The sequence below is a fragment of the Brevibacillus panacihumi W25 genome (assembly GCF_000503775.1).
Lineage (GTDB): Bacteria > Bacillota > Bacilli > Brevibacillales > Brevibacillaceae > Brevibacillus > Brevibacillus panacihumi_A.
Genome location: NZ_KI629785.1, coordinates 1449214 through 1474244 on the forward strand (window position 1 = coordinate 1449214; position 25031 = coordinate 1474244).

Here is a 25031-nt window from a genome sequence, read left to right on the forward strand (position 1 = left end):
TCTGAGCAAAATGATCAATCAACCATTGGTTGTAGGCCGCATAAACGCTTCGTTTATATAACCGTCACCCCTAGAATTGCTTGGTTTATCGCATGAACTTCCGGAATTTATTGCGTTACTGTAGTTAAGTAATCGGAAAGTAAAAAAACGACCAGACGGCTTGCATCTGGTCGCTTTTTGCATGCTCTATACTTATTCACTTTCCGCAGTTGCAGCAACTGGGTCCAGACCCATATCCTCCAGCTTCGCGTAAATATCCTTCAGCTTGGGATTGCCCTCGCCGACAATTTCCCCGGAAATTACGACAAGCGGATACCATAAATCTTCCTCTATGATGCGCTTGGCCCAGTTTTTGTCTTCCTCTGTCTGCGGTTGTTGAAAATCACTGTAGGCGATCGTAATGCTGTCTGCTCCGTACTTGCGGGAAAGCGCCGCCTCAAGCCACTCCGCCGTCTCCTTGGCGGAAGGGAGATTGACGCAGCTCGCGCATAACTGCTCCGTCCCGTATACTTTGACTTCGACACTCATCGCTTTTGCCACCTGCCTATTCGTGCGCTGCCTTTTCTTAGGAGAGCGCTTGTTCCAGGTCCTCGATTAGATCCTGTACGTCCTCGATTCCGACAGAGATGCGAATCAAGCCGTCGGTAATTCCCAGCTCAGCGCGACGTTCTGCCGGAATAGAAGCGTGAGTCATCCGGGCAGGCACGCTGATCAAACTTTCGACTGCCCCGAGTGATTCAGCCAGTGTAAAGTACTTCACTTTTGCCAATACCTCGTCAGCGCGTTGCGCACTTCCTACGTCGAAGGAGATCATGCCGCCAAAGCCGCGTGCTTGTTTTTGAATCAGCTCATGACCGGAATGACCAGCCAGACCCGGATAAATCACACGCTTGATGTCGCTGCGCTCCGACAGCCATTTTGCCAGGGTGCGAGCATTTTGTTCATGCTCTTCCATGCGAATTCCCAGTGTTTTCATCCCGCGCAGCAAAATCCAGGAGTCCTGAGGACCGAGGATGCCGCCGATTGCGTTTTGCACGTAGTGAAGCTCTTCACCCAGTTGTGCGTCTTTTACCACGACCAGACCTGCTACGACGTCGCTGTGTCCTCCCAGGTATTTGGTCGCGCTATGGAATACGATATCGGCTCCCAGATCCAGCGGGTTTTGCCAATACGGAGTCATAAAGGTATTGTCGACAACCAGCAGCACGCCTTTTGCCTTGGCGATCTCAGCCAGTGCGCCAATATCGCTTACTTTCAGCAATGGGTTGGTCGGCGTTTCCATGACGATCGCTTTCGTTTCCGGGCGAATCGCAGCCTCGACCGCCTTCAAATCGCTTGTATCGACATAGGTCGCATCCAGGCCCAGTCTGGAGAAAACGCGTGTCACGACCCGGTAGGTACCGCCGTATACGTCATCGCCGACTACCAGATGATCGCCTTTATTGAACAGCGAAAGAATTGTCGAGAGGGCAGCCATGCCGGAGCCAAAGGCAAAACCGCGTGCGCCGCCTTCCAGTTCCGCAATATAGGTTTCCAGAGCATGGCGCGTCGGGTTCCCCGTGCGGGAGTATTCAAAGCCTTTGTGTACACCAATCGCCTCTTGCTTGTAAGTACTTACTTGATAGATCGGAACGGATACGGCTCCTGTATGTGGATCTCCCTCGATACCGCCGTGAATAAGACGCGTCTTGATTCTCATTTTATATGCCCCCTTGGTAGATTTTTTTGCTGAGATAGCGCTCGCTGCTGTCGGCGAACAAGACGACAATGTTGGTTCCCGGTGCTGCTTCCTTGGCTTCTCGCAAAGCAGCTGCCATTGCGGCACCTGCAGAGCTGCCCACCAGCATGCCTTCTTTGGCAGCCAGCTGTTTCACCCAATCAAACGCCTCGACATCCAGGATCGTGTGAATCGCGTCGAAATAGCTCGTGTCCATGAATGGCGGCAAAAACTCCATCCCGATCCCCTCTGTCTTGTGCGGCCCGGATTCGCCGCCGTTCAGAATGGAACCCTCTGGCTCGACAATCACCGTTTTGACGTTCGGGTTCTGCTCCTTGAGATAGCGAGCCGCCCCCATGAAGGTTCCGCCTGATCCTGCTCCGGCTACAAAGACTTGCACATCACCTTCCATTTGTTTCCAAATTTCAGGTCCTGTTGTTTTGTAATGCGCATCCGGGTTGGCAGGATTTGCGAATTGCTGGGGAACAAACGAGCCCGGAATCGATTCCGCCAGCTCTTTCGCCTTTGCAATGGCCCCTTTGATACCCAGCTCAGTCGGCGTATTGACGACTTCTGCCCCGAGCGCGCGCATCAACTCCTGCTTTTCCTCGGAAAACTTTTCAGGAACGCAGAAAATCACCTTGTAGCCCGTGCCAACAGCTGCAAGCGCCACCCCGATCCCAGTATTTCCTGCTGTCGGCTCGATAATGGTTCCGCCCGGCTTGAGCTCGCCGCTCTCCTCAGCCGCTCGGATCAGCTCCATCCCGAGTCTGTCCTTGACACTTCCCCCTGGATTGAAATACTCCAGTTTGGCAAACAACCGGACGCCCTGCGGCAGTTCAAACTGCGTGATTTCCACGATCGGCGTATTTCCGATCAGCTCTTTTACGTTGCGATATACATTCACGTCAATCTGACTCCTTATCACGTAGTAATTTCACGTCTATTATAACATGTCATTTCTAGAAAAAGGGGATACACTGCACATGCGAAGCCCATCCTTGTGCAAAGTGCAGACCAGGCACGGAAGCCATGGATTTCTGCTCGCGTAATGATTATAATAAAGGAGAAGCTGGGAAAGGAGTGAATGAAGCATGGAAGTTATGGATCAAGTACAAGAAGTTCTCGATAAACTGCGTCCGTACCTGCAACGCGACGGCGGCGACGTGCAACTCGTCGATGTCGAGGAAGGCGTCGTGAAACTGCGCCTGATGGGTGCATGCGGAAGCTGCCCTTCGTCCACCATCACCCTGAAAGCCGGGATTGAACGCGCACTGATCGAAGAAATTCCTGGCATCAAGGAAGTACAACAAGTATTCTAAGCCGATACAGGCGTAGAAGCAGCTACGAATCCGTAGCTGCTTTTTTCATATCCAAAACCTCATTCAAAAACTCTATCACCTTAAGCCCGTATTCTTCAGGGTGCATCGCATAGCTGCGCACATGTCCTGCGCCCGGCACCAGCCACAGCCGCGAGCCCGGATCGCCCGCCAGAGCGTACAGGCGCTCACTGTTCACTGCTGGTACTGTAGCATCTGCTGTCCCGTGGATGAAAAATATCGGTTTGCCGGCCTGCCTCACCGCGTCATACGGCTTCACATCACCCGGATTGGCCCGCATCAGCACAGGTGTCAACGTGAGGATAAACCAATTGAAGGGAAAACGCGGCAGGCCCGTCCATTGCGGCAAATTCTCTTGCAAATACTCTTGCAGGGAGTAAAAAGGCGAATCGGCTACAATCGCCACAATGCGCGGATCGACTCCCCCCACGAGCAAAGAAGTGGCCGACCCCATCGAAAAACCGATCAGCCCCAAAGCATGTCCCGGTCTGGTAGACGCAACAAAGTCAATCGCCCCTAGCAAATCCTGCTGTTCGCGAAGCCCGATCGTCGTCAAGGCATCACTGGATTCACCCGCGTTGCGAAAATCGAACATCAGGACATCATAACCGTCACGCACCAGCCTGGCTGCCAGCGACAAGGCGGGCAAGTGCGGCTCCTGCCTGTTTTGACTGTAGCCATGGGAAAAAATAATGGTTTTCCCGCGAGAACGGCCCGTCTCCTTTTCCGCTGAAAAATACCAGCCCGCCAGCGAAATGCCCGCTTCCCGACTGGGAAAGCGCACATCCTCCACCTGATCCAAGCCGAAGTCCTTCGGCTCCATATCGATGGGCTTTCTTCGGGGATGTGTCAGCTTCCACGTCACCTGAAACGAAATCAGGCCGATCACAACGGCAACCACCAGCAATCCCGCTGCAATGCTGCAAAGAACCGTTACCATAGAGGTGTCAACGGCTCCCTTCCGCCTAGCACCTCGACGATATTGGCTGCTGCCAATCGTGCCATCTCTGCACGGGCTTGCAGGGTCGCACTGCCGATATGCGGAAGTGCTGTGAGATTGGGCAAACGAAGCAGCGGATGGTCCGGGCTGACAGGCTCCTGTGAAAAGACATCCAGTCCGGCAGCCCAGATCTGCTTGGTCACCAAAGCTTGATACAGCGCATTTTCATCCACCGTGCCTCCCCTGGACGCATTGACAAACACGGCTGTCGGCTTCATCAAAGAAAACTCTCGCTCGCCGATGAGCATCCGCGTTTCATCCGTCAAAGGGGTCAGCACTACGACATGGTCCGACTCCCGCAACAATGTATCCAGATCGACATGTACCGCCCCTGTTTTCGCTTCCGCCTCTGGTCTCGGACGGCGGTTATGGTACAGAATCTTCATTCCGAAGCCATTCGCCCTGCGCGCAACCGCCTCGCCGATCCTGCCCATTCCAATGATGCCCAAAGTCGTTCCGTATACGCTTTGCCCTGCCAGCAAGGACGGACTCCAGGAGGTCCACTCCCCGGCCAGTATAAAGCGGTTCGCTTCCGTCAAGCGGCGAGCCGTCGCCATCAACAGGGCAAAAGTCAGATCCGCCGTTGCTTCCGTCAACACGTCAGGCGTATTCGTGGCGATTACTCCGTGCTTTTTGCAGGCTTCCACGTCCAGATTGTCGTACCCGACTGCCATATTGGCGACGATCCGCAGATGGGAGGCATGCGCCAACAGCTCTTCATCCACCTTCTCCGTCAGCATGGTCAGAATCGCATCTGCACGCTGCGCTTTTTCCAGAAAAACCGCGCGCGGCATCGGAGCATCCTCCTGCCAGACATCTACCTCCCCCGCCGATTCCAGCAATTCGATGGCTTCATTCGCTACTTTTCTCGTCACGACGATCCAAGGCTTTTTCATTTTCCCGCCTCCACAACCAGTCAATTTGTGGAATGGACGTCCCGTACTGTTGTTCAATCACCTGCGGATACCGACGGAGTGCCTCTTCCATATGAACAAGCTCGTCTTCCAAGTGTGTATGCCAGATCTTCGCATCTACAGCCTCTCGCTCCTCATCCGGCAGCTCCTGGTACGTCTCCACCAGCTTGAGAAATCTTCCCGGATACAGCATCAGGCCATAAATGATCGGATACTCGCTCTCCAGCAGGGGTGAGACGCTGTTGTATCCCTCTATAAAACGGATGGCCGACTCATCCTTCCATCCATTGCGTCTGCTCTCTGCCTTGAGCCACTGGCCAATGTCGCGAGCGCGCATATCCAACACCCAGTTCCACTCGCCGCCCATCAGCCTGACTTCCTGTTCATTCCATAGCATATACCCTTGCTCAAAGTTTTGGTAGGCTACTTTTCCAAAAGATGCAGTCTCCTTGACCACCCGATCATAGCCTGCCGCGCTCAAATATTGGACGGCAGTCTCGCCTAATTGATGGACGTACGTATAGCTGGTAAGCAAAAATTCGTCCATCGGGGTCAGCTCTCCGCTCACTTCGTCCAGTTCATCGCGGTATTCGTTGTAGCTGCGAAGCTTGCGGCGCCACATGCTCGGCCAGCTTCCCAACGAGCTGTACGGAAGAAATAGTTTGTCCCCGGTAAAAGATGCTGTGGCCTTGTGAAAGCGAGCCAGCGACTGACCGCAGGCGTACACCGGGTCATCCAGCTGTCCTTCTCTCACTCCGCGATAGAGATAGCACATCGCATCTTCATAAAATGTATGGGGATGCCCTTCTTTTGTCTTGACCAGCTTCAGCATCCCGATCTCCTGCTGCTGGGTCAGATGCTTGCGAACCCGCTCGACAAGCTTGCTTTTATATTTGTAACCTGCCGGTGCTGTATACAGATAGAACAGTCCCTGGTCCGTCTCCAGTACCTTCTGGGCTCCGGATTCCCGCCATCCATTGATGGTGAATCCGTACTCCTCTTGCAAGAACTCCTTCTCGTCCATGAAATGTCGACCTCCTCACACACCATCTCACCGCGCTCAGCGAAGCTTTGTTTCGCATCGCGCATTCTTTCCCTGTGAAAGTGTATGTGCAGGCGACCGGATAGGTGCCTATCTCGATGCAGATACTATCCGCATGTGAAAAGAATTGGCTTTTTTTTGAGAGGAGGAAAATCTCATCTATGGGAGACCACGCCTTAAACAGCTCATCCTGCCTGCAGATTGTCATCGACCTCATGCAGCAGCGCGGCGTAACGCTGGATGATATTGCCGACATCGTGATGTTTCTGCAAAAAGACTACATTCCGGACCTCTCTCTGGACTATTGCAAGGAGAGCGTCTATTCCGTCCTGAATAAACGGGAAGTGCAGAACGCGCTGCTCACCGGCATCCAACTGGATATACTGGGAGAAGAAAAAAAGCTGCTTCCACCGTTGCAGGCCATCATCGAGACGGATGAGCCTCTGTATGGCGTAGACGAGGTACTGGCACTCGCGATCGTCAACCTGTACGGAAGCATCGGCTTCACAAATTTTGGCTATGTAGACAAGCTGAAGTACGGAAAGCTGGCGCAGCTCAATGACAAGCGAGCAGGAGTCCATACCTTCCTTGACGATCTGGTCGGCGCAGTCGCCGCAGCCGCATCGAGCCGTATCGCTCATCGTCAAAAGCAGGAAGAAGAATGCTTAAGCCTTGATTCGCAGCAGCCACTCGGCTAAATCCTCTGCCACATGCGTAGGCCGGACAGCATGGCGCTGGGCATCCTCTCGCGTGGAATAACCGGTCAAGACGAGCAGGCTGTCCAGCCCGCTGTTGGCGCCTGCTTCGATATCCGTATGCAGATTATCCCCGACGATCAGCGTGTCTCCTGTATGAGTGCCCAGCTTGCCCAAGGCGTAGCGGACGATGATCGGCTCCGGCTTGCCGATGAATGTCGCTTTGGCACCGGAGGCTACCTCTACCGCCGCTACCAATGATCCGTTGCCTGGGATCAGCCCATGATTCGACGGCAAGGCGGCATCTCCATTCGTGGCGATCAGGGCGGCACCGTTTCGCACCGCGCGTGCCGCAATCGCCAGCTTCTCATAGGAAAATTCCTTGTCGATCCCGACCACCACGAATTTCGGCTCCTCTTCAGTCAGGATAAATCCGCGACTGAGCAGCTCCGTACGCAGCCCCTCTTCCCCGATGACGTACACTTCGGCTTGATCTGCTTGCTCGGACAAATACTGGGCAGTCGCCATGCTGGACGTGTATACCTCATCCGCTGTCGCCTCAATGCCCATTTGCTGAAGACGCTTCGCCACTTGCTGCGGTGTCGCCGACGAATTATTGGTCAAAAACAAATACGGGATCTGCTCTTCTCGCAAATGTGCAAGAAAGGCTTCTGCCCCTGGCACCGCTTCCGTACCGCGGTAGATGGTGCCATCCAGATCGAGCAAATAGCCCTTGTAGTTTTTACTATTCATTTGGGTACTCCTTTTTAAGTGGGAATCTGTAATACCGATAGGCTTGTCCTCACACGTCGGGAAACAAGGTCTCCCACAGCAAAAAAACGTTCAAGAAGACCACCAGAGAGGCAACAATCCAAGCAAAGAACGTCGTTACACGGTGGTTCACCAAGGCGCCCATAATCTTTTGACTGCTGGTGAAAAGGATCAACGGCACCAGTGCAAACGCAATGCCGAAGGACAGAATCACCTGACTCATTACGAGGGCATTCGTCGGATTGACGCCCCAAATCATGATGAGCAATGGCGGGATCATGGTAATGGCCCGGCGAATGTACAAATTGATCTTTTTCTTGATAAACCCTTGCATGACAATGTCGCCGGACAATGTACCGACTGCAGAGCTTGACAATCCGGCTATCAGCAGTCCCAGCCCGAATGAGATGGAAGCGACCGGACCGACATAATGTTGCAGTTCGTAAAAGGCTTGCTGCAAATCCTCAACGAACAAGCCATGCTTGTAAAACAATGCTGCTGATACGACCAGCATGCTCATGTTGATAGCTCCAGCGATAATCATTGCTATTATAATATCGATAAATTCGAATTTGAATATTTGTTTGCTTTCTTCATCATTCTTTCCCACCACGCGATTTTGCGTCAAGGAAGAGTGCAGATAAATGGCGTGCGGCATAACAGTAGCACCCAGGATCCCGGCAGCCAAGAGGATGCTGTCCGTACCCTGAAAGCGCGGAACGAAGATGCTTTTCGCCATGGCTGCCAGATCAGGCTTTACCAGAAAGGTTTGGACTGCAAACGCCAGCACGACGGCAAAGACCATGACCACAATCACTGCCTCGAAGGAGCGGAATCCTCGTCGTTGAACCTCCAGAATGGCAAAAGAAGCAATCGCAGTAACGATGGCAGCCAGCACGAGGTCAAGGTGAAACAATAGGTGCAATCCGAGTGCTGCTCCGATGAACTCTGCCAAATCCGTCGCAATGATGACCAGTTCGGCCTGAGCCCACAAGAAGATGGCTACGGATCTAGGCAGCCTTTCCCTTGCCACCTCAGGCAAGTTTTTTCTCGTGGCGATGCCCAGCTTTGCGGACAAGCTTTGAATCAGAACGGCCATGACATTGGAGACGACGATCACCCATAGCAAGAGATATCCGTACTTGGACCCCGCCGTAATGTTTGTTGCGAAATTGCCGGGATCGATATAGGCTACCGCTGCTATAAATGCGGGACCCAAAAAAGGAAGGAGCCTTCTGATGCCCCAACTCTCCCCTCGCAGCGTCGCCTGAGCGTTGCGGGCCGTCTTGTTCCCATTTTTGTCCGTCACTTTTATCCATCCTTATACTTTGCATTTTCCCTGCACGTATTGTGTAGAATTCCCCAAAAGGACAAAAAAAGCCAAAATCCACTCAACCATCAAGTGGATTTTGGCTTTCCCGGTTCCAGCTTTACTTTGCTTCTTTGATCTCGAACACGCATTTTTCGCCGCCTTTGGCCATGCACGAGGTCTGCTCGACATTGGCTTTGAGCACGCGGCGGAACAGCGAAAGCTCGCAGCTGCATGCCTGATTGTACTCACGGGCAACTTGCGAAATGGGACAGTTAAATTCCTGGATGCGGTAGCCGTCTCCGGATTCGACCTTTTCCCATTCCACCATATAGCCTTTGTCATTTTGCAGCTCGGCCAACTTGGCTACACGTTCTTCCAAATCTCCCTGAATCTGCGGCCGGTAGGTTTCCTCCAGACGATTCTCACGGCGGCGAAAAAGCATTTCCACTTTTCCCATGCCGTCCATGTCTTGCAAATCCCGAAGAAAATCTAGCGTCAAATGAGAATAATTGCGCGGAAACAATTCATCTGCTTCCTGCGACAAGGAATAAACGTTTGTTGGGCGTCCCATCGCTTGCCGAACCAAGGTAGACTTGATCAAGCTATCCCGTTCCAATGTATTTAGATGACGTCTCACCGCCATCTCCGTGATGCCAAGATCGACGGCCATGTCGCTGACTGAGAGCGACCCTCTGACCTTTAGCATGTGCAAGATCTGATCGCGGGTGGACGTTCCTTCATTTGTCATACGTATCACCGCCCTTTCTGTTTATTGTAGCGGATTTCGACACGTTAGTAAACTAATGAAAGGGTTTTGTATAAAAAATCCGCTTACCTGCTTAGAATAGCTCTTTTTCAAGATAAGTACGGACTGCTGGTTCGAATTCACGCAGAGTGGAAAGCGAATCCTGTACAACCTCATACATCTCGCCGGCAGGCACAGTCGTGTAATCGTTGACCAGATGCTTGCGGAAGTCAGTGACACGGGTTAGAATTCGGGCTTGCTGCTCGGTAATGACCTGCTCATCGCGCAGAATTTCGACAATATCGCTGTAGCTTCCAGGGTCGCGCATGATAAATCCGTCGATCAACGCATTGCCGACATCGATGACCGCTTCAATTGACAGATGCAGACCGCGCTCCATCGCAGCCGTCGCCACCTCGTCTGCCAGTACCGCATCCTTGCCGCGGCCACTCAGCTTTTCCAACAAATTTATCATCTTATTCATATGGGTAAAAACTTGATCGATACGTTTTGTATTTACATCATACATGTGATTTCACCTATTTCCGCTTTTTTGCTTTTCGCTTTGCGTAAAAAATGGTAATTGCGAATGTGAGAACAAGGACGAGAAGAACCAATTCCCCTTCCTGCAGGTAGGAATTGCTCACCGGCTGTCACCTCTTTTCAACCATCAGTATACCAAATTTGTACACGCTGTCACGATTCCCCTTGTACTTTATGTTACAATGATGGAGGTATTTTGCTGGGATCAAGGGAGGAAGACTTTTGGAACGCGAACTGGCACTGGAAATCGTGCGTGTAACAGAAATGGCAGCACTCGCCTCGTCCCACTGGTTGGGACGGGGGAATAAAAACGAGGCAGATGGAGCGGCGACCGAGGCCATGCGGGCCATGTTTGATACCATCAACATGCGGGGAACGGTTGTCATTGGTGAAGGAGAACTGGATGAAGCCCCCATGCTCTATATTGGAGAAAAACTGGGACATGCGGATGCAACAGGTCCAGAAGTGGACGTGGCGGTAGATCCGCTCGAAGGCACGACCATCGTAGCCAAGGGGCATAACAATGCCATGTCTGTCATCGCCATCGGGGACCGCGGCACGTTGCTCCACGCACCCGACATGTATATGATGAAAATGGCAGTCGGAAAACGCGCAGCGGGAAAAATCAAGCTCCACGATCCTGTCGACCAAATGATCGAAATCGTCGCGGAAGCCAACAACAAACGGATTCAGGATGTAACCGTCATTATCCAGGAGCGGGAACGCCACCAGGCCATCATCGATGCAATCCGGGAAAAAGGAGCCCGCGTCAAACTGTTCGGAGACGGAGATGTAGGGGCTGCAATCGCTGCCTGCCTCCCTCATACCGGAATCGATCTCTTCTTAGGGATTGGCGGCGCTCCAGAAGGTGTCATCAGCGCAGCTGCGATTAAATGTCTTGGAGGAGACATGCAAGCCCAGCTCAAGCCGCAAAACGACAGCGAGCGTGAACGCTGCATTCGGATGGGACTTGCCAACCCCGAGCAGCTTCTCCAATTAGAAGATCTTGTCCGAGGCGATGACGCTATATTTGCGGCGACTGGCGTGTCTGACGGCGAATTGCTGCAAGGTGTCCGCTTCCTGGGCGACGACATGGTGGAGACCCACTCCATCGTCATGCGGGCCAAGACCAAGACGATCCGCTTTGTGCGTGCCCTGCACAACACAGAGCATAAACCACATTTACCATTGAGATAGGGGGATACACATGGCCCACGATTTGTTTTACCTGTACGACGACACAGAGGAAACCAAAACCCGCTTCGTCAGTTTCATGGCTGAGTCGACGCGCTTCGACCTGGCGATCACGACGACAAATCGCTTTTACGGAAAAAAACTGGTGATCAATATTCAAAATGGCCGTTCTGCCATCATCGGACATGATGACTTGAAGGAGGAAGGCTATCTCGAGTACGCCTTCAACATCAGCGAAGCAGAAGCGCAGGAACTGCACTCCTTTTTGGAAACCGTTATTTAATATTCCAGCCGACTCCGTTTGAGGGAAGAGCCCATGATGCTCTTCCCTCTTTGCTTTTGCCCAAGAGCCCAATTCTGTCCGGACAACGCTCAAGCAGGGCATCTATCCCGTATACTGCTACTGCACATACAGACATGGAGAGGAGTGCAGATCGCACTATGCAGCCTTATCAATATGGGCAGGCGCCATATGGCAATGAGCAGGGATACCAAGCGATTCCAGAAGACCAAGCATATCCTGTATTTTGGCGCCGTCGCAGAAGAGACATTGATTGTAACTTTCCGATCGTAATTCCCTTTGGTCAAAATTTTTATCCGTACCCATATCCCTTACCGTATCCTTATCCCTATCCTTATCCACTTCCTACACCTTTCCCCTATGGTGGCTACGGCGGATTTTAATTCGAAAGAAAGATGACTTCTGTTCGGCAACAGATGGTATGATCCCCTCTTGGAGACAGTAAAAAGAGTTCATGCTTTCATGGATTCTATTCTGTTGAACGGAGGGGTTTTTCCTTTCTTCACTGATGCCTTTTTTCGCAATACCAGCGTCAACGGCAAACTGACTACAATCAACATTCCCGACAACAGAAAAACATCATTCACTCCAGCTGTCATAGCATTTTTGACCAAATTCTCACTCGCCCCGACCCCATGCTCCGGCAAAGCGTCCACATGAATAGCTTGACGCCATGCTAAAAGTGTCGTAAACAATCCAATCGCAAGCGCACTTACGCCCGATCGAGTCCAATTGCTGACAGCTGAAGCATGTCCGTACAATTTCTCTGGTATCTCTTCCATACCCGCATTGGTCAAAGGTGCAGAAGTAAAGGCAATCCCAATGTTTCGCACCATCATCCACAGCATGATATATCCTGATGAAACCTCTACGGACAACAAATTCATTTGCCATTGACTATAAGCCATGATCAGCATTCCGATAACCGTAAGCCAAAATGCACCTACTCGATTATACATTTTCCCGATAATCGGCATGACAACGGCCATGACAGCTGAAGCAGGCAATAACGTAAGGCCGGTTTGAAGCGGAGAAACCTGCTGGATTGTCTGCATAAATAACGGAACAAGATAGACTCCGGCATACAAACTGGCATTAATGATACAACTGAGTACAACGCTGATCATAAAGCGATTGTTATGAAAAACTGATAGATGTAAAAGTGGTTCCGGAGTACGCGATTCTCTCCGAACAAAAAGGTAGAGTATCATAAATCCACTACCCATAAATACTAGCGTCTGCCAGGCTCCCCATCCCCAGTTGCCCCCCTCGCTAAATGCAATCAACAAGGCAAAGCTGCAATACAGGACCATGATCAAACCAGAGATATCCAGAGACGCCTGTGATGAAGGTTGCTGGTGCGGAATGAGACGCACTGCCAGTATAATAGAAAGAATCGCAAGCGGAACATTGATCAGAAAGAGCCACTGCCAGCTTAAGTATTGAAGAATTAATCCTGCTATCGTCGGTCCAAATGCAGGCCCCATCCATGCTGCAATCGACCAGAGACTGACAGCAAACGCCTGTTTTTCCCGATGAACAGTCTGATAGATAATCGTCATGGTCGTGGGCATGATGATACCACAAAAAAATCCTTGCATCATTCGAAAGAAAATAAGCGCTATTGGACTCCATGCTACCGCACACAAAAGAGAGGTAAGAGCAAGACCGATCAAAACATACAGATATAGTCGCTTGTTGCTAAATCGATCTCCCAAAAAGCCGGAAAGTGGAGCGCTTAATCCGGTAGCAAGCATAAAGCCAGTCAACGTCCATTGCATGGTACTTAAATCAGAGTCAAAGCTATTCATCAAAGACGGTATTGCAACGTTGATTGTACTGGTGTTCAAAACTGATAAAAACGCACCGAAGAATACCGCTATCATAATCGGCCAAAATGAGGTACGGCTTGTATCCATGATTTTCTCCTAACCAACAGAACAGGAGAGGACACCCGCTTCAGGGTGTCCCTTCTTGTCAGTTGTCCCTTTATTCTGTTTCCCACTCGTTCATGTTGATGAACATGCCCACTTCTCTTGGTTCACCCACTAAGATACGCTTATTGACAGCAAGCAGGCGGTAGTCCGCATACAAGGATATTTGAGGGAGATCGCGCAAGATCAGTTCCTGAATCTTGTTATACGTTTCCTTACGCTTTTGTGCATCGGTTTCCTCGCGTCCTTGTTGGAGTAACGCATCCATTTCAGGATTTGTATAACCGGACAGATTCCAAGTCGATTGAGAGTTAAAGTAAGAATTGATACTGTTCGGATCAAGCTCAAAGGTCAGCCCAAGGAAGAATAGATCGAACTCTCCTTTTTTCCCTCTTTGGATATGTGTAGGCATATCGTACTTCTGAACTTGAGCGTTTAATCCAACCGCTTTGAAATTTTCTGCCATGATGTCTGCTGTCTGTTCCCGTGTTTTGTTTCCGGAGGGCACTTGTATATTGATTTGTTTACTAAAATCCCAATTGGCTTCTTGCAAAAGTTGTTTGGCTTTCTCAGGATCGTAGCCATAGCCTTTCAAATCCTTGTTGTAGTATGGGTGCATAGACGTAAACGGCAAATCCGTAACCTGGCCCTGACCTCTAAGCAGGCTTTTGACCATCATTTCTCTGTTCATTGCATAAGCTAATGCTTGACGAACTCTCACATCAGGGAATGTATTTGTGTTAAAAAATACCATTTGGTAGTTGGTCGGTTGGCCCGCTTTCGAGATAATATGTTTCATTTCCTGAACCTTTTGAAAATCCTGTACGGCAATGTTCCCGATTCCCGGTACATTCATGTCGATCTCGCCGGATTGGAGCTGTGCCACAATGTTTGCGGAAGGCATGATTTTAAAGAAAATCCGCTCTAATTTCGGTGCACCACGGTAGTAATCTTTGTTCGCTTCAAGTTCCACAAATTGGTCTTTTTGATAGCTGACGAATTTAAATGCTCCCGTGGAAACGTTCAGTTTTTGCATGAACTCGTTTTGATGCAAGGTAGACATGTCCACATCTTTGAGGATGTGTTTCGGCAAATAGCGAATGTTTCGGCCGATTTGCTCCAGGAACAGATTCGGATCGACCGGAGTCTTGGTGCGGAATTCTACCGTATTTGGGTCAATGATCTTTACCCCTTCTATATCGGTTTGTCCTTGTGCAAGCTGCCCTTTTTCATCAAAGCCCGCAAGTAAAGGTGTCCAAGAAGTAAGCGAGGTCATCACATTAGGATTGCCGATCGTTTGAAACGTGAAGAGCACATCTTCTGCCGTAAAAGCTTGTCCATCAGTCCACTTTGCTTGCTGGTTCAGCTTGGCAATATAGGTCTGATTGTCATTCGTTTCGATACTGTCAGCCAAACGCGGCACAAACTTCAAGGTTGGATCAAGCTCCATCAGCGGCTCAAACATGATCCACGTCAAATAGTTGGATGTGACATCTGTCGCATTGATTGGATTCAGTGATCCAGGCGCATTGGTAATCCCAATGAAGACCTGGTTTGCTTTTCCAGGGTCAGCTTTAGGCTGGCTGGTATTGGTTGCATCGCTATTCGCTGATGGTGTTTGTCCCCCACCACCCGAGCAAGCTGATAAAACGATCAGAGCAGTGATACAAAGCATGTTTGCAATTCTTTTTCCTATCCTCATCAGAATGTCCCCCATTTATTAAGCATTATTTTAAAGCTTTCGGGTCCAATGCATCCCGCAAGCCGTCCCCAATAAAATTAATGGCCAATACCGAAACAAGGATCATTACTCCGGGAGGTACCCAGAGCCATGGTTGGTCTGTCAAAACAGACAAGGACTGCGCATCTGTCAGCATATTTCCCCAGCTTGCCATCGGAGCTTTTACTCCCATTCCAAGAAAGCTTAGTGCTGCTTCTGTCATGACTGCTCCAGCCATCCCAAACGTTGCATTTACAAGAATCGGGGCAATTGCATTCGGCAGAATGTGCCCGAACAAGATCCGTGGCGTACTGATTCCAAGCGCAATGCCTGCCTTCACGAAATCAAGCTGCTTCAGTGATAATACGCTCCCTCGCACCAGACGAGCCACGGAAGGCCAGCCCAGCAACCCCAGCACAAGTATCACATTCGTTAAACTCGACCCCACGACACTCACGATGACCAAGATGATCATGAAAAACGGAAACGACATGAAAATATCTGTAATGCGCATGATCACCATGTCGATCCAACCCCCAAAGTATCCGGCAACCGCACCGACGATCGTGCCAATAGCGATATAAATAGCAACGGCTACCACACCTACCACCAGGGAGACTCGGGAAGCATAGATTAAACGACTCAGTACATCGCGTCCAATCTGGTCGGTTCCCAGCCAATGCTCGGCCGATGGCTCTCCCTCGAATACTTCTGTCACCTCATATGGATCATGAGGCGCCAAAAAGGGAGCGAAGATCGCCATCAAGGTAATGATTGCAAGAATCCCCAGGCCGACTACTGCGAGACGGTGTTTCAAGAATCTTCTGGCAATCATTCTACTGTATGTTTCCTTTCGTTGCCCCTCCATCTCAACCTCAGTGATCGGGGTATTTCCCTGAACGGAAGGCGGCTGTGTTTCAGTTCGTATACCAGTCATGGAAGTCCCCTCCTTTAGTTGTATTTAATTCGTGGATCGGCAACAGAATACAAGATGTCCATTACGAGATTGGAAAACAAAACCATAACCGCAGCCAATAAATTCAAGGCCATCATGGTTGGGTAATCCCTTGACATGATGGATTGCATGGTTAGTTGTCCGATTCCTGGCCATTGAAAAATCTGCTCCGTAATGACTGCTCCTCCCAAAAGAAGCGGAATTTCCATCCCAACTACCGTAATAATCGGGATTAAGGCATTTCGCAAAGCGTGCCTGTTGGTCACCACGAATTCTCGCAATCCTTTGGCACGTGCAGTCCGTAAATAATCCTGGCCCAAAATCTCCAGCATGCTCGCACGAACATAACGTATCTTTTTCCCTGCTATCCCGATCGCGAGGACAAACACCGGAAGAACCATATGGTAGAGCGTATCTACGATACCTCCTTCTGTTCCCAATGTTGTCATGCCACCGCTCGGCAACCACGGATTTTTCAGAGCAAAAATGTAGATGAGTCCTAAACCAAGAAAAAAGTTGGGAATCGAAATGCCGAGAAACGAGCCCGTTGTCATCAGGTAATCCCACTTGCTGTATTGACGGGTGGCACTAATGATCCCAAATGGAACAGCAATCAGCACGCCGACGACAATACTTGCTCCCATCAGCGCAACGGTCGGTCCGATTCGTTCACCAATCAACGTTGAGACCGGTTCAAAGCTGCTCAACGAATATCCCAAATTGCCTTGCAGCAGGTTGCCCATCCAGGTCAAATACTGCATCCAAAGCGGATCGTTCAATCCCAGTTGTTCTTTCCGGAGCTCCAGTTGTTCGGCAGAAATATTGGGATCGACCATCATATCGACTGGACTTCCCGGAGCCATATTGATGATCAAAAAATTCACAATCGTGATCCCGAGGAGAACAGGGATCGAGATGAGGATCCTTCTGACGATATAAACAAACATAGTGAACACCTTCTTTCAGGTAGATTACGCGAGTGGGAAATGGCATGCGACCGCATGCTCGTCCGAGCTTAATACGGGTTCCTTTTCACGGCATACCGCCTGTACATATGGGCAGCGAGTGTGAAAGCGACATCCATTTGGCGGATTGACCGGACTCGGTAGATCTCCCTGAACAATTATTCGTTCCTTGGAACGCAATCTGGGATTGGGCACTGGATAGGCATTTAATAAAACTTGGGTATAGGGATGCTTTGGATGCTCAAAAATTTCTTTCGTCTTTGCAATTTCAACGATTTTGCCCAAGTACATGACTGCGATCCGATCGCTGATATACTTTACTGCACCCAATCCATGCGCAATAAACAAATAGGTAAGCCCCATCTCATGCTGCAGGTCTTTCAGCAAGTTCAAAATTTGCGCCTGGATCGAAACATCCAGAGCGGATACGGGCTCATCACAGATGATCAGCTTTGGATTTAGTGAAAGTGCCCTTGCGATTCCGATACGCTGGCGTTGTCCCCCTGAAAACTCATGCGGATAGCGATCTTTATACGACTTGGGCAGCCCAACCTTTTCCAACAATTTTTCCACTTGGCGTGGAATCTCATGTTTGGGAAGAAGCTGATGCACCTGAAGCGGCTCAGCCAATATGTCTTCTACTCGTTTTCGAGGATTGAGAGACGAATATGGATCCTGAAAAATAATCTGCAGATCTGTACGAATGCCTTGCATTTCTTTCAATGAAAAGGCTGAAATGCTCTGTCCGTCAAACAGGATTTCCCCCTCTGTTGGCTGTTCCAATCGAATGATCGTCTTCCCGATTGTTGATTTGCCACATCCTGATTCCCCTACAAGTCCAAGTGTTTCTCCCGGATAGATCGAAAAGGTAACATCATCGACTGCCTTGACGTGCCCGACAGTTCGCGAGAAAATTCCTTTTCGAATTGGATAATAGGTCTTGAGCTGTTCTACCTGCAAAATAGGAACTTGCTCGGATATGCTGTTCTTTTTCACCGTTCTCCCCCTTAACCCGTCCATCTTGGTGTAAATCTACTCCGCGAGCCAACAGCGGACGGAATGTCCTTCTCCTACCGTGACCAGCAATGGCTGCTCCTGCCGACAACGTTCCTCCGCATACTGACAGCGATTGTTGAAACGACATCCTTTTGGCATGGCAAGCAGAGACGGCACCGTCCCCTGAATCGACGTCAGACGTTCATCAGGATCTGAATCTACATGAGGAATCGATTTCATCAATCCCTGTGTATACGGATGTCTCGGATTGTCGAATAAGGTAAACACATCTGCTTCTTCCACAACCTGTCCGGCATACATGACAATGACCTTGTCAGCCATTTCCGCGATAACACCCAGGTCGTGCGTAATGAGCATAATTGCCGTACCAGACTCATCGCGTAATGATTTCATTAACTCCAGTATCTGTGCTTGAATGGTTACATCCAACGCCGTCGTAGGTTCATCGGCAATCAGCAATTTGGGCTTGCAGGATAACGCCATGGCAATCATGACGCGTTGACGCATCCCTCCTGATAAGGCATGTGGATACTCATTCATAATGGATTCGGCTCGCGGGATTCCAACCTTTTTCAGCATTTCCACGGCATAATCTCGCGCTTTTTTCCCTTTTAATCCGAGATGAAGCGTAATGCCCTCCTGCATTTGATAGCCGATCGTAAAGACCGGATTCAGGGAAGTCATCGGCTCTTGGAAAATCATGGAGATTTCATTGCCGCGAATTCTCCGGTATTCGTCCTCGGTGAACTTGGTTAAATCTTGTCCATTAAACCAGATCTCGCCTTCCTTTACATATCCGCTCTTTCCCAACAGCCGCATTACGGATAGAGAAGTAACGCTTTTGCCGCACCCGGATTCACCAACGATTCCGATCGTTTCTCCAGTCTTTAACCGAAATCCGACATCGTCCACCGATACGACTTCTCCTCCGTCCGTTTTAAATGCTGTTTTCAAATGTTCGATATGTAATAAATCAGTCAACATTTCCACTCCTTTCCTCAGGGGTTACTTACTTTTTTTACTCAGTGGAGACGGCAGTACGTCTGGTGGAATGGGACAAACATATGCAACACCCTCATGCCGTTCTTTCCATTCCAGCTTCGCTTCTTCAATCAACTCAGGTTTTGTCAGCAGTTCCAGTGTTGTCAATGCAATGACCTTTCCGGCATGGAGCATTCCTTTATGGCTGAATGAAGTTCTGCCCTGCGCAACCATTTGCCAGGAGTGATAAGGAGTGCCTAATGCATAACAAACCACTTCGCACTGTGCGGTTGGCACAACCCAGCTCACATCGCCAACATCTGTTGAGCCAGACATGGATATCTCATTTTCCTGAAAAGGCTCCAAATGAGAAGCCAGGTCTTTACCGATCAACGAGACATCCGCACGGGTATCATTTTGCTTATCCGCTTCTGATAATGTCCTTCTGATCTCCTTGGCCAACTCTTGTTCCTCCTTGGAATGCTGTGGAACTCCCAGCTGTTCGAACTTGCCATGCATCACTCGATTCAATGTCACATTAGGGAGAAGATTCGAACAAGCCTTGTCAAAAATGATTGCTACTTCTGTCCCTGTCATCATAGCCGCGCCCTTTGCAATGTCGTTAATGCGATGATAAATCTCTTCCACTTGTTGCACTTTCGGCGCTCGTATCAGATACAGGACCTCTGCTTCGGACTGAACGACATTCGGTGAATTTCCCCCCGTATTTGTCACCGCGTAATGGACTCTTGCCTGGGTCGTAATGTGCTCCCGCAAGTAGTTAACCCCAACGTTCATCAGTTCTACCGCATCCAATGCGCTTCTGCCCAGGTGAGGACTAATCGCAGCATGGGCGCTTTTTCCAGTAAAGCGATAGTGTACTTGATAATTGGCAAGTGAACTGCCGGTTGAGACCGAATTATGCGATCCGGGATGCCAAGTAAGGGCAACGTCCACATTTTCAAATAGTCCTTCTCGAACCATGAACGTCTTGCCTGAGCCACCCTCTTCACCTGGGCATCCGTAGTAACGAACGGTACCCGCGAGTTTGGATTCTTTTAAAATCTCCTTGACCGCAACTGCTGCTGCCAACGCTCCCACTCCGAGCAAGTTATGTCCGCAACCATGCCCATTTCCGCCATGCTCTAATGCCTCCGGGTGGCACACACCGGCCCTTTGACTCATTCCTGAGAGCGCATCAAATTCTCCCAGGATCGCAATGACCGGTGCCCCTGAACCGAAAGACGCAAGAAATGCTGTTTCAATTCCGCCCACGCCTCGTTCGACCTGGAAGCCTTCCTGTTGCAATACCTCACACAAAACCTCAGCGGACTGATACTCCTCAAACCTGGTTTCTGCCAACTCCCAAATTCGGTCGCTTACCTGAATGAACACTTCCTCTTTTTCCTTGATGATGCTCGATACTTGCTCGATGATGTTCATGATTCACCTCTGGAAATCTATTTCGGTCATGTTTTGGACCTTTCTTAAATGATTATATTCTTCGACAAATAGTTCGTCAATTCAAATTTCTGTGATTTTTTTATTTTCTGTCTTATTAAAATTTAAAACTTGCTTTCCTTGATCAATGTTTGGTACTTTGTGTAAGAATATATATAGAATTAGGTTGTAAAGTCATTTCATTGCATAGGAGAAGACATTGGTATGGTAAACATCGGTTTTATCTCTGCTGAACAATCGGTGTTCAGGATAAAAGAAATTGAATCCCTTCTCCATAAGCTGTGTAACTTGCAAATTTTTACTTATAAGCATTTGGAGGAAGTTAAGGACATTTATTTATCTCAAAGCCTATTTTTAGATGGAATGATTTGTGGGGGGGAGCTTGCTTATCTTGTTTTGAAGAAGGATATACCTGAACTGATGATTCCAACTGATTACGTGGATATTACAGAGAGGGATTTTTACAAACTGATGTATTCGATTCAAGCCAAAAACAGAGATCTATGCCCTTCGCGCCTCGCCATAGATTGTTTGGGGAAGTACAATCACTATCTCGGGCTAAAAGAGGTGTTGCCTCCGGAGTTATTTCCCTATACACCCCAAAAAGCAGATGAGCGCCTGCTTCTCACGTACGACGAGATCCTGGATTTCCATCTGTCCCTTTGGCTTCAAGGAAAAGTAGACCTGTCGATTACTCGTTACAGTAATGTTGTCAATAAACTGAAGGAGAATGATATTCAGTTCATTCATCTATATCCTTCCCATGAATCCATTATCGATAAGTTCAACAAAATGATTAGTGATATTCAGATCAGTCAGCTGGTAGATAAACAGGTAGCCATCGGAAACATCTCGATCCGTAATGTTAACCTGCAAGATGCAAATACAGGACAATTAGATCTGCAATTGATGCTCTTGCACAAATCCCTGTTGGAGTACGCTTCCTTGCATCATCTGCCATTCATGATTCAAAAGCGCCAACTCCATTTTGAGATCATTACCTCTTTACGCGATCTGAAAGAAACGCTTACCCATCACTACACGAGTTGTTCACTTTTTGAGTACTTAAGTGAACAGTTGCCCTTTAAAGTGAATATTGGCTGGGGAAGCGGTGACTCTCTGCACAAAGCGCGAACAAATGCCCAGAGTGCAAATAAAGCCGCCGAAGCCCACCCGAATAACTGCTCATTTGTCATTACAGAGGATGATCAGGTGATTGGCCCGCTCGGTGATAAAGCTTGTATCCAGTTCTCTAACTCGATGAATGAACAGATCGAAAAATGGAGCGTACAGCTTGGAATCTCACCTTTGCAAATTCAAAAAATCGTCGCCGTGATTGATAAAACAAATAGTAATGAATTATCGTCCGAGGACGTCTCGTTTTACCTTGGGATCACGATTCGAAGCGCCAATCGATTTTTGAACATCCTTCAAGATCGCGGTGTTGCTTCCGTCTCTTATAAAAAACAGGAAAAACTTAGAGGACGTCCCAAAAAAATGTACCGCATTGATTTTTCAAACATCCAGTCCCAAAACCAAGGAAATTATTGACTCAATAGCATTCCTCCACGTTGAAAAACCGCCTGGAAATATCCTGGCGGTTTCGTCTTTCTACATTCATCATTACCGATCAACGTTTTGGCTGATTGGGAACCGGCGCGCTCGAGACCCTGTCGTGCTCACGATTAGCGCGAGCTTGATTCGGACGGCGTTCCTTTCCGTTATTGTCTCGGCCTTTTTCGTTTTTTTCCTTGTTCAATTTGGGCTTGTCTGATCTCTCGCTGCGACCAGCTCCGGAACGCTGCACTTGCGCCCCCGAGTTGCCGCGCTCCGATCTTTCCTGCTTGTTCTGGCGCGGATGGAACCGACGACGTTCTTTGCGTTCTGTATAAATCATTTCATCACGAACGAAATCTTGCCGATCTTCCCCGTCCGCATCGTATGCAGCTTGTTCCAGATTCAGGTGTTCATCTGAACCAATTGCCCCTTTTACCTTTTGTAAAACAAAATACGGGCATCCAAAGTTGCAGAACTCCTGCAGGTATTCATCCAGGGCGGAAATTCGCTGCTCGAACGGCACTTTGCGATTCGCATCGGAATAAAATCCCCGCAGACGGAGTTGACCATAGCCCCAATCGCCTACGATGTAGTCGTATTTGTCGAGAATGTCGCTATAGCGCTCTTTGAATGCTTCTGGATTCCAGCCATCGCGATTTTCTTCCATTACTTCATAAGTACCGGCTTGCGTGCGAATCAAGTCCGCTCCCTCCTCACTCGTGCATACTACGACCATCTTATCATATTTCAAGCAGTATGAGCTAAAATTCCCACGAAAACGGCGGTCGCAGTGTGGACATTCTATCGTGTAGGAGGTGTTCCAATGAATAAGAAATGGCTCATTCCAGCAATCGCAGGTATCGCTTTGATGGCTTCCGCATGTGGTAACAACGCTGCACCGAACTACACGACGCCGAACAAAACCACTACCCAGTCCACCCGACACTACACCGGGACGGATGGTCTCCACGTCCGCAACTACGATGGAGTAGGCCGAGGCACCACGTTTGGCACAGGTGCCGGCACCATGAATGGTACGAATTACGGGACCAATGCTACAGGGTATGGCACAAGGGCTACTGGGTTCGGAAATTACACTGGCACAGGAACCAGCAACTATGGGACCAATGGGTATACTGGCACCGGCACCTATGGCACGAACGGGTATACGGGCACTGGCACTGGTACCTATACCGGATTGGGAGATGGCTTCCGCGGCTTCGGGATGGATGGGCGTAACGATGGCTTCCGTAGCTTCGGAACAGATGGACGTTTCGATGGCTTCCGCAACAATAACTACAACGCCTACACTAATGGAACCCGTCCTTACACCGCCTTCCCCGATGGTACGAGAAACCAATCCATTTACCAAAACGCGGGAACCCGGACAGGCATGGGAACAATGGGAGCGACGGGGAATGGAATGCCGCATATGGGCTATGCCACGACCGATCGCAACGTACTCCGCGCTACAAACAATGCGAATCAGGTTTATGTAGACCGTGATGCATTGGCTCGTGCGGTCGGCAATGTAACTGCGAGCTGCCCAGGGGTCCAACGCTCTACTGTCTTGGTGACCGATGAAGAGATCTTTGTCGGGCTGAACACAAATGGCCAAAACGCAAAGGAAGCGAAAAAACAGGCGAGAATGAATGCCATGTCTGTCTCTCCTCGCTACTACAAGGTATATGTAACCGACAACGCTCGTGACATTCAGGAAATCACTCGTGTTGCCAGCCGCACCAACAATACCATGGGCGTACGTTCAGTCGATGGGAATCAATTGAATTCATTGATCAAGCGCATGGGCGGCAAAACGGATGCAGAGACCACAAGAGGCGGCAAGGCTGGGACAACCAGCAAAATGAACAAAGGCAAAAATTCACCTGTAGGCATCTCCAACCGTTAACCGATCAATAACAAAACAAACCACCTGTTCTTGGGACAGGTGGTTTGTGCATGTGCAAATTATTGTGCTTGTGCGATGCCTTCCTTGGCTGCATCCGCTTGTTCGTGCGCGTGGTAGGAGCTGCGTACCAATGGTCCTGCTTCTACGTGGCTAAACCCTCGTTTCATTCCTTCTTCTTTCAGCCTGGAAAATTCATCGGGATGGTAATAATGCTCCACCTTCAGATGTTTTTTCGTCGGTTGCAGATACTGGCCGATCGTCATGATGTTGACGTCGACAGAACGCAAGTCATCCATCGTTTCGATGATTTCCTCCACCGTCTCCCCTACGCCGATCATCAGACTGGATTTGGTTGGGATGTCTGGCTGAAGCTCCTTGGCCTTTTTCAGCAGGGCAAGCGTACGATCGTACTTGGCCCTAGCCCGGACGCGGTCAGACATGCGGCGCACCGTCTCGATATTATGGTTCAGCACATCAGGACGTGCATCCATAACCGTTTTGAGCGAATCCCAATTCCCCAAAAAGTCAGGAATCAACACTTCTACGGAAGCAAGCGGCAATCTGCGCCGAATCGCCTTGATGGTTTCGGCAAAAATCTGGGCTCCCCCGTCTGCCAGATCATCACGGGCTACAGAGGTTACCACGACATACTTCAGGCCCATCTGTTCGGCAGCCTCCGCTACGCGCTCCGGCTCTGCCAAATCAAGCTCGGTTGGCAAGCCTGTCTTGACAGCGCAAAACCGGCAGGCACGAGTGCAGATATCTCCCAGGATCATGAAGGTGGCCGTACGATTTGCCCAGCATTCATGAATGTTGGGGCATTTTGCTTCTTCGCATACCGTATGCAGCGTCTGGCTGCGCATGGTTTGTTTCAATTCCTTAAATGTGGCAAGCTCCGGGCCGGATACCAGGTTAATTTTGAGCCACTCGGGTTTACGTTGCGTCATGGGGCCCACTC

25 protein-coding genes are annotated in these 25031 nt (G+C 49.7%); 6 read left to right on the forward strand and 19 right to left on the reverse strand.

Going from position 1 to position 25031, the window contains the following annotated elements:
* Window positions 1–192 precede the first annotated feature (192 nt).
* Genes T458_RS48005 through cysK form a run of 3 tightly spaced genes read right to left on the reverse strand, consistent with a single transcriptional unit; the run spans window position 193 to window position 2624 of the window.
* On the reverse strand, window positions 193–528 hold the full coding sequence (locus T458_RS48005) for a YuzD family protein (RefSeq protein WP_023558253.1): 336 nt from the start codon (window positions 526–528) through the stop codon (window positions 193–195).
* A 37-nt stretch (window positions 529–565) separates the two neighbouring features.
* On the reverse strand, window positions 566–1699 hold the full coding sequence (locus T458_RS48010; RefSeq protein WP_023558254.1) for a bifunctional cystathionine gamma-lyase/homocysteine desulfhydrase: 1134 nt from the start codon (window positions 1697–1699) through the stop codon (window positions 566–568).
* A 1-nt stretch (window position 1700) separates the two neighbouring features.
* Window positions 1701–2624 (reverse strand): cysteine synthase A, encoded by a 924-nt coding sequence (gene cysK / locus T458_RS48015; protein ID WP_023558255.1) that lies wholly within the window; start codon window positions 2622–2624, stop codon window positions 1701–1703.
* A 187-nt stretch (window positions 2625–2811) separates the two neighbouring features.
* Between cysK and T458_RS48020 the strand changes: the two genes are divergently transcribed.
* Entirely contained in the window at window positions 2812–3039 is a 228-nt protein-coding gene (locus T458_RS48020; RefSeq protein ID WP_023558256.1) for a NifU family protein, read from the forward strand.
* Between the two features lie 22 nt (window positions 3040–3061).
* On the opposite strand, the gene T458_RS48025 is transcribed toward T458_RS48020, so the two are convergent.
* The 3 genes from T458_RS48025 to T458_RS48035 are packed head-to-tail and all read right to left on the reverse strand — an operon-like array spanning window position 3062 to window position 5995.
* On the reverse strand, window positions 3062–3997 hold the full coding sequence (locus T458_RS48025) for an alpha/beta hydrolase (protein WP_023558257.1): 936 nt from the start codon (window positions 3995–3997) through the stop codon (window positions 3062–3064).
* Window positions 3991–4953 (reverse strand): 2-hydroxyacid dehydrogenase, encoded by a 963-nt coding sequence (locus T458_RS48030; protein WP_023558258.1) that lies wholly within the window; start codon window positions 4951–4953, stop codon window positions 3991–3993. Before T458_RS48030 ends, T458_RS48025 begins: the two co-directional genes overlap by 7 nt.
* Entirely contained in the window at window positions 4910–5995 is a 1086-nt protein-coding gene (locus T458_RS48035; protein ID WP_023558259.1) for a hypothetical protein, read from the reverse strand. The genes T458_RS48030 and T458_RS48035 overlap by 44 nt, the downstream gene beginning before the upstream one ends.
* Before the next feature lie 179 nt (window positions 5996–6174).
* Between T458_RS48035 and T458_RS48040 the strand changes: the two genes are divergently transcribed.
* Window positions 6175–6711 carry a phosphatidylglycerophosphatase A family protein gene (locus T458_RS48040; protein ID WP_023558260.1) on the forward strand — a complete coding sequence of 179 codons (537 nt, stop codon included), beginning with the start codon at window positions 6175–6177 and terminating at the stop codon, window positions 6709–6711.
* Here the strand turns inward: T458_RS48040 and T458_RS48045 are convergent.
* The 4 genes from T458_RS48045 to hepT all read right to left on the reverse strand — a co-directional run bounded on the left by T458_RS48045 (window position 6679) and on the right by hepT (window position 10065).
* Window positions 6679–7461, reverse strand: coding sequence for a TIGR01457 family HAD-type hydrolase (locus T458_RS48045; protein ID WP_023558261.1), 783 nt, complete (start codon window positions 7459–7461; stop codon window positions 6679–6681). The genes T458_RS48040 and T458_RS48045 overlap by 33 nt on opposite strands.
* A 49-nt stretch (window positions 7462–7510) precedes the next feature.
* The gene (locus tag T458_RS48050; RefSeq protein WP_023558262.1) at window positions 7511–8788 is read right to left on the reverse strand and encodes an Nramp family divalent metal transporter; all 1278 of its coding nucleotides are present in this window, start codon (window positions 8786–8788) and stop codon (window positions 7511–7513) included.
* 121 nt (window positions 8789–8909) lie between these two features.
* Window positions 8910–9539 carry a helix-turn-helix transcriptional regulator gene (locus T458_RS48055; protein ID WP_023558263.1) on the reverse strand — a complete coding sequence of 210 codons (630 nt, stop codon included), beginning with the start codon at window positions 9537–9539 and terminating at the stop codon, window positions 8910–8912.
* Between the two features lie 91 nt (window positions 9540–9630).
* Window positions 9631–10065, reverse strand: a complete 435-nt coding sequence (hepT, locus tag T458_RS48060; RefSeq protein ID WP_023558264.1) for a type VII toxin-antitoxin system HepT family RNase toxin — start codon at window positions 10063–10065, stop codon at window positions 9631–9633.
* Between the two features lie 236 nt (window positions 10066–10301).
* On the opposite strand from hepT, the gene glpX reads away from it, so the two are divergent.
* Both glpX and T458_RS48075 read left to right on the forward strand, forming a co-directional pair.
* Window positions 10302–11276 carry a class II fructose-bisphosphatase gene (gene glpX, locus T458_RS48070; RefSeq protein ID WP_023558266.1) on the forward strand — a complete coding sequence of 325 codons (975 nt, stop codon included), beginning with the start codon at window positions 10302–10304 and terminating at the stop codon, window positions 11274–11276.
* Window positions 11277–11286: 10 nt separating this feature from the next.
* Window positions 11287–11556 carry a DUF3055 domain-containing protein gene (locus T458_RS48075; protein ID WP_023558267.1) on the forward strand — a complete coding sequence of 90 codons (270 nt, stop codon included), beginning with the start codon at window positions 11287–11289 and terminating at the stop codon, window positions 11554–11556.
* A gap of 470 nt (window positions 11557–12026) precedes the next feature.
* Here the strand turns inward: T458_RS48075 and T458_RS48085 are convergent, their stop codons facing one another.
* From T458_RS48085 to T458_RS48115, 7 genes are all read right to left on the reverse strand, one after another.
* Entirely contained in the window at window positions 12027–13493 is a 1467-nt protein-coding gene (locus T458_RS48085) for an MDR family MFS transporter (RefSeq protein WP_023558269.1), read from the reverse strand.
* A 70-nt stretch (window positions 13494–13563) separates the two neighbouring features.
* Window positions 13564–15210, reverse strand: a complete 1647-nt coding sequence (locus T458_RS48090; RefSeq protein ID WP_023558270.1) for an ABC transporter substrate-binding protein — start codon at window positions 15208–15210, stop codon at window positions 13564–13566.
* Window positions 15211–15235: 25 nt separating this feature from the next.
* Window positions 15236–16165, reverse strand: coding sequence for an oligopeptide ABC transporter permease (gene opp4C / locus T458_RS48095; RefSeq protein WP_023558271.1), 930 nt, complete (start codon window positions 16163–16165; stop codon window positions 15236–15238).
* A gap of 14 nt (window positions 16166–16179) precedes the next feature.
* Window positions 16180–17130 carry an ABC transporter permease gene (locus tag T458_RS48100; RefSeq protein ID WP_023558272.1) on the reverse strand — a complete coding sequence of 317 codons (951 nt, stop codon included), beginning with the start codon at window positions 17128–17130 and terminating at the stop codon, window positions 16180–16182.
* A 24-nt stretch (window positions 17131–17154) separates the two neighbouring features.
* The gene (locus T458_RS48105; RefSeq protein WP_051410100.1) at window positions 17155–18168 is read right to left on the reverse strand and encodes an ABC transporter ATP-binding protein; all 1014 of its coding nucleotides are present in this window, start codon (window positions 18166–18168) and stop codon (window positions 17155–17157) included.
* A 12-nt stretch (window positions 18169–18180) separates the two neighbouring features.
* Entirely contained in the window at window positions 18181–19146 is a 966-nt protein-coding gene (locus T458_RS48110; protein ID WP_144083880.1) for an ABC transporter ATP-binding protein, read from the reverse strand.
* A 24-nt stretch (window positions 19147–19170) separates the two neighbouring features.
* The gene (locus T458_RS48115; protein ID WP_023558275.1) at window positions 19171–20589 is read right to left on the reverse strand and encodes a M20 family metallopeptidase; all 1419 of its coding nucleotides are present in this window, start codon (window positions 20587–20589) and stop codon (window positions 19171–19173) included.
* A 222-nt stretch (window positions 20590–20811) separates the two neighbouring features.
* Here T458_RS48115 and T458_RS48120 point away from each other — a divergent pair, with 222 nt between their 5' ends.
* Window positions 20812–22158, forward strand: coding sequence for a hypothetical protein (locus T458_RS48120; RefSeq protein ID WP_023558276.1), 1347 nt, complete (start codon window positions 20812–20814; stop codon window positions 22156–22158).
* Between the two features lie 79 nt (window positions 22159–22237).
* On the opposite strand, the gene T458_RS0129175 is transcribed toward T458_RS48120, so the two are convergent.
* On the reverse strand, window positions 22238–22900 hold the full coding sequence (locus tag T458_RS0129175; RefSeq protein WP_031306084.1) for a YutD family protein: 663 nt from the start codon (window positions 22898–22900) through the stop codon (window positions 22238–22240).
* 87 nt (window positions 22901–22987) lie between these two features.
* Here T458_RS0129175 and T458_RS48125 point away from each other — a divergent pair, with 87 nt between their 5' ends.
* Complete coding sequence (locus T458_RS48125) at window positions 22988–24073, forward strand: Sporulation lipoprotein YhcN/YlaJ (Spore-YhcN-YlaJ) (protein ID WP_023558277.1); 1086 nt, start codon at window positions 22988–22990, stop codon at window positions 24071–24073.
* Between the two features lie 59 nt (window positions 24074–24132).
* Here the strand turns inward: T458_RS48125 and lipA are convergent, their stop codons facing one another.
* Window positions 24133–25020: a lipoyl synthase gene (lipA, locus tag T458_RS48130; protein ID WP_023558278.1), complete on the reverse strand. Its 888-nt coding sequence runs from the start codon at window positions 25018–25020 to the stop codon at window positions 24133–24135.
* Window positions 25021–25031 lie beyond the last annotated feature (11 nt).